The following is a 4,769-nucleotide window of genomic DNA, read 5'->3' on the forward strand; positions in this document are numbered from 1 at the left end:
CACACACGACGGGACGTACTCATCGGCAAACTCCTCGGGCGCTCGGCCGTCGTCGGGGTTGCGACCATCGTCGCATTCATCGCCGGTGCCATCGTTCTCGCCATCCAGTACGGATCGTTCCCCGTGACCGACTTCCTCGTTCAGGGCGTCGTCACGTTCATCTTCGGAATGGTGTTCGTGGGAATCGCCATCGGCTTCTCGTCGATGACGGCAACCCGGTCGCGGGCGATGGCGGGAGCCATTGGCTTGTTCTTCCTGTTCGAACTCGTCTGGAGCATCATTCCGCTCGGTGTCTACTACCTGATCGAGGGTGGAATGCCGAACGTGACAGAGGGGCTCCCTTCGTGGTATTTCCTCCTGCAAATCATCAACCCGACGAACGCTTACAGCGTCGCGGCAAACTTCCTCTCCGACCCGAGCGCCCCGAGTTTGTACGCGGGGTTCGTCAACGGTAGCGCACCGTTCTACCTCCAAGGCTGGTTCGCGTTCGTCGTTCTCGCGTTCTGGTTGGTCGTCCCGCTCGGACTCGGCTACTGGCGGTTCAAAGGCGCGGACATCAGCTAATCGAACGGCAAAAAATCATCGCCCTTGGGCAACGGTACTGCTCACCATTTCTTTTCCCAACTCGGCGTCATCCATCTCGTCGAGCGTCGTCGAAAGCGACCCCTTCAGCGTCCGAATCTCGGCGATGAGTTCCTGATACTCCTCGTTGCGGTCCAGTTCCGACTGGTCGATGCGTGCTTCTAGGGTTGCCTGCTTCGACGACAAGGTGAGCAACTGCTGAACGTCGCTGGAGTACGTGGACCGGCGAAGCAAACTCTCCACGATGGCGTATAGCTCGCTCGGTTCGGTTATCGGTTTGACGATGTAGGCGTCGTACCCCATCTCGATAACGTCGAAATCCGGTTCGACGGCCGTCACCATTCCGACGCGGCAGTCGAACCCTTCCTCTCGAATCGTTTCGAGAACCGTGTCGCCGCTCACGTCGGGCATGTCCCTGTCGAGGAGCACGACGTCGTACGAGTCGTCGAGCATAGCTACGGCTTCGGCACCGTCGTACGCGATACGGACCTCGTAACGGTTTTCGAGCCAGCGGGCGAACAAATCGGCAATCGGCTGTTCGTCATCGACGACCAGTATTCGGTGGTTACTCATTCGTCATCTCCGAATCGATGGACACACGGGTTTCGAATTGATGAGTGGCGATACACGCTTTCTACCTCGCGGAAATCGGCAGCCCGCGGTCAATATACGTCTGGAGGCGTGAGAGTATCGTTCGCGTTTCGATCGGGTCAAAATCCCCGACTACTGCCAACGGATTTTCCGTGCGCCCGATCACATAGAAAAGATGTGGCCGGAGATAGTTCAGACCACATGTTTCCCACGAAACACACTTAAGTGCGTTTCCAATTCAACGAGCTATACATTCATCGGACGTAGTAACCCGGCGATGAGATTCGCATATCCGCGCCGAAGGCGGCCACCGACGGCCTGTGGAGAGATTCCCAGTTCGTCGGCTAACTCTTCGCGTGTGATTCCGCGCGGCCGTTCGAAGTATCCTTCCTCGTAGGCAGTGACGAGCGTCTCGCGCTGTGCAGACGTGACGCCCGCAGAGTTGTGGACTGCTCGCTCCTGCATCGAATACACTCGTTCGACCTGCATTGGAATTTCCTCGTGTTGACAGAACGACTGGAACGCCGACATCTCCTCTTGCGCCGGGAACCGGAGATGAAACGTCCAGTCGTCGGCCGTCCCGTGTGCTTCCACGATAGTCGCGTTGGCTTCCTCGACTCCGTGGACGAAGTTCGTGATCTCGTCGTTCCATCTGATGTGGAACAACGTTTCATCAGTCAGGGTGTCTATTCTCGTGAGCTCGTCGACAGCTGGTTCGTCTCGTACTGCGGTTTCGAACCGTTGGACGTCCGTGCCGCGAGCCCAGAAGAACGGGAACAGCGACGTTCCCACCGGGACGACTTGTTCGAGTTCTATCTGCACCTGAGAGTCCGCTTGTAACGCACGGCCAAGTGCAAACTCATCGGCGGATATCGAAATCTCCACGATGGAACTCATTTGTTTTCGATACCACCACGCGAAAATCTGTTACGCGAAGGTATTCAATGTTGTTGCCAACTTCAGCTACAATCGTCCGAAAATAATCGTTGTATCCGACACGAGAGCGACGTGTTCCATCCCCGAACGAAACCCCGATTGTCTCCGAATCGACGCTCAATTGCGTCTCTATCCCCTCCGAATTAGTTCGGTGAGCGTTCCGGATTCGATTGGTATCGAATCCGTCGCTGTTTCGTACGCTCCCTAAATTATTCAGATAACTTTCGTCGTCTCCGCCGCTTCGAATGCCGCCGCTCTGTTCATCCCGTTGCCCAGGATGGTGTACCGATCGCGGATCTCGTGGGCCGTCGTGAGCGCCTCGACCACCGTGTCGGCATCGATACCCAACTCGTCGGCCGTCGTCGGCGCACCGATGGTCGAGAGCGCATTGCGGATTCCTCGCCAGTCGCCGCCGTGGAGATACTCCGTGATGATTGAGCCGACGCCGACCTGATGGCCGTGCAGCGCCGCACCCGGCGCGATCCGGTCGAGTTGGTGGGAGAACAGGTGTTCCGCCCCGCTCGCCGGACGTGAGGAGTCGGCGATGCTCATGGCGACTCCCGAGGAGACGAGCGCCTTGACGACGACCCACGCCGACTCCTCCAGTCCGGGTTTGATGCTCCCTGCGTTGTCCACCAGCATCTCCGCCGTCATCTCCGCGAGTGTCGCCGAGTACTCGTGGAACTCCACGTTCTGGAGTCGCTGTGCGAGCCGCCAGTCCTCGACGGCCGTGTAGTTGCTGATGATGTCGGCACACCCCGCCGTCGTCAGCTTCCACGGCGCATCGGCGATGATTTCGGTGTCCGCGACGACCGCCAGCGGCGGCTCCGCCGCGACGCTGTGGCGCGTGTCCTTCTCCGGCACCGAACCGCGACCGCTCACGATGCCGTCGTGGCTCGCCGCCGTCGGAATCGAGACGAATCCGCGTCCGACCTCGTCACTCGCCATTTTGGCGATGTCGATGGCCTTCCCGCCGCCCACGCCGACGAGATAGCCCGGCTTTACCTCGTTCGCGATGTCGATGACGCGCTGTATCGCGGCGAAACTGGCTTCCTCGATGACGACCGTTTCGACGTCCAAGCCCGCTTCCTCGAACTGCGTCACGACGCGCTTTCCCGCCACCTCGTTCGGCGTCGGACTCGTCACCAACAGCGGCGTCCCCTGCAGATGTAACTCGTCAATCGCGGCGACCGTCTCCGAGAGCACGCCATGACCTACCAGGACGTTCCTCGGTAGCCGAATCCACGACGATTTTTCGAACATATCAGTGGGTCTTTTCTGCGCAGTCAAACACTTTCCCCTCCGGAGACGCGGACGGTCGTGATGAGGCCACGACCCCTCCGACTCGCACTATCCAGATGACAACATCCTTACCGTGATTCGTCGATAGGGATGACAGGATGGATTCAGAGCCGTCGGACGACTTTCCGGACGAGTTGGACGTGGACGAACGAGAGATGGAACGACGGAAGCAGATCCGGGAGTTCCTCGACCGATCACGGAGCGGCGCACCCGCGGCGGGCGAAGCGATCCGCGACAGGTTCTCCGGCGACGAGGTGTTCGAACGCATCGTGGCGACGGCATCGTACGAGTTCAGCTGTTCCGACCGGCAGTTGTTCCTCAGCGGTCTCGCCGCCGGACTCTCGATAATGCTGTCGTTTCTCACCCGCGCGACGGTCGAGGCGACGGTTCCCGGCACCGCCGGTGAAATCCTCGGTTACCTCCTCTACCCCATCGGGTTCGTCTTCATCGTCATCGGCGGCTACCAGTTGTACACCGAGAACACGCTCACGCCGGTCACGCTCGTCCTGACCCGCATCGCCAGCGTTCCCCTCCTGCTTCGTGTCTGGGGCATCGTCTTCGTCGCAAACATCCTCGGCGCGATACTCGGTGCCGTGTTGCTCGCCGAAACGGGCATCTTCAGCCCGGACGTCGCGCGCGTCGCGACCGAGATGGGAACACACGCGTTGCACACGCCGTGGTTGGACCTGTTCTTCAAGGGCATCGTCGCCGGATGGCTCGTCGCGGGGATGGTGTGGATGACCCACGCGGTCCGGGAATCGACCGCCCGCGTCCTGCTGGTAATCTTCATCATGGCGCTCATCCCGGCGAACGGGTTGTTCCACTGCGTCATCGCCACCTGCGAGGTGTTCTACCTGGTCTTCAGCGGGAGCGCCGGTGTCGTCGCCGCCCTGTCCGGCGTGACGCTCCCGATAACGCTCGGTAACACCGTCGGCGGCGTGTTGCTCGTCGCGATATTGAACTACAGCCACACGCAGGAGAGTTCGTTGGACGAGAGCGAACAGCGGGACTTCAAACTCCAGTGGTACGAGTGGCTGTTCGAACAATCGCCGCGGGAGTGATTTGGATAGTGGTGTGGATTCGGTTTTCGTGTGATTACTGGGGAAGCGACTTTGGACGTTCCCGGTCGCTGTGACGGGATTACTTTTTCTTCGATTTCAGTAGCCGAGCCGCTACGAGGAACTTCTGTTTTCTTTTAGACTACAAATACCGAGCCGCATGAATACCGCAACCGCCACGCACCACATCCTCCCCAACCGATTCCTCCGGGAGAGCAACGCTCTCCCGTCGTCATCCCTCGCGCGCCGTGGCGACCGGTTCGTCTCGCGTAGCCCGTCCAGCCGGGTGGCGCGCGCTAC

5 protein-coding genes are annotated in these 4,769 nt (G+C 59.9%); 2 read left to right on the top strand and 3 right to left on the bottom strand.

Features of this window, described 5'->3' with window-relative positions:
• Positions 1-564 (top strand): ABC transporter permease subunit (locus WBV42_RS15390; RefSeq protein WP_423986801.1); only part of this gene is annotated, 564 nt, incomplete at its 5' end.
• 15 nt (positions 565-579) lie between these two features.
• Here WBV42_RS15390 and WBV42_RS15395 read toward each other — a convergent pair.
• The 3 genes from WBV42_RS15395 to WBV42_RS15405 all read right to left on the bottom strand — a co-directional run bounded on the left by WBV42_RS15395 (position 580) and on the right by WBV42_RS15405 (position 3,372).
• Positions 580-1,155 (bottom strand): response regulator, encoded by a 576-nt coding sequence (locus tag WBV42_RS15395; protein WP_423986802.1) that lies wholly within the window; start codon positions 1,153-1,155, stop codon positions 580-582.
• 264 nt (positions 1,156-1,419) lie between these two features.
• Positions 1,420-2,070, bottom strand: coding sequence for a bacterio-opsin activator domain-containing protein (locus WBV42_RS15400; RefSeq protein ID WP_423986803.1), 651 nt, complete (start codon positions 2,068-2,070; stop codon positions 1,420-1,422).
• A 252-nt stretch (positions 2,071-2,322) separates the two neighbouring features.
• Positions 2,323-3,372 (bottom strand): NAD(P)-dependent glycerol-1-phosphate dehydrogenase, encoded by a 1,050-nt coding sequence (locus WBV42_RS15405; protein ID WP_253226589.1) that lies wholly within the window; start codon positions 3,370-3,372, stop codon positions 2,323-2,325.
• Between the two features lie 137 nt (positions 3,373-3,509).
• On the opposite strand from WBV42_RS15405, the gene WBV42_RS15410 reads away from it, so the two are divergent.
• Positions 3,510-4,472, top strand: a complete 963-nt coding sequence (locus tag WBV42_RS15410) for a formate/nitrite transporter family protein (protein ID WP_423986804.1) — start codon at positions 3,510-3,512, stop codon at positions 4,470-4,472.
• Positions 4,473-4,769 lie beyond the last annotated feature (297 nt).

The organism is Haladaptatus sp. (genome assembly GCF_049589095.1).
In the GTDB taxonomy this organism is placed as follows: domain Archaea; phylum Halobacteriota; class Halobacteria; order Halobacteriales; family Haladaptataceae; genus Haladaptatus.

What these genes read in the sequence shown, in the direction of transcription:
- WBV42_RS15395 (WP_423986802.1), bottom strand. Translation starts at nt 1,155, where the DNA reads ATGAGTAACCACCGAATACTGGTCGTCGATGACGAACAGCCGATTGCC.
- WBV42_RS15400 (WP_423986803.1), bottom strand. Translation starts at nt 2,070, where the DNA reads ATGAGTTCCATCGTGGAGATTTCGATATCCGCCGATGAGTTTGCACTT.
- WBV42_RS15405 (WP_253226589.1), bottom strand. Translation starts at nt 3,372, where the DNA reads ATGTTCGAAAAATCGTCGTGGATTCGGCTACCGAGGAACGTCCTGGTA.
- WBV42_RS15410 (WP_423986804.1), top strand. Translation starts at nt 3,510, where the DNA reads ATGGATTCAGAGCCGTCGGACGACTTTCCGGACGAGTTGGACGTGGAC.